General features: G+C 59.9%; 1 protein-coding gene. It reads right to left on the reverse strand.

Annotation, left to right across the window (positions count from 1 at the left end):
- A partial coding sequence (locus tag AACM45_RS20385) for a hypothetical protein (RefSeq protein ID WP_339145058.1) occupies positions 1–212 on the reverse strand: 212 nt, incomplete at both ends.

Consider the following 212-nt stretch of genomic DNA (forward strand, 5'->3'; position numbering starts at 1 on the left):
CGGTCCACCCCCAGCACATCCTGCCATATCCGGCAAAGCTCAGCCTCCGTCTCGTTGATCGGGGCGACATAACCCTCCCCGGAAACCATCTCCGGATCGGGAAGCGCACTGCGGTCCAACTTCCCGTTCACCGTCAGTGGAAAGGACCCCATCCGTACAAGCGCAGAGGGAACCATGTAATCCGGTAGCATCCCCGAAAGCGCCGAAAGAAT

Origin of the sequence: Croceitalea sp. MTPC5, assembly GCF_036985505.1 — a bacterium.
Classification (GTDB): domain Bacteria; phylum Bacteroidota; class Bacteroidia; order Flavobacteriales; family Flavobacteriaceae; genus Croceitalea.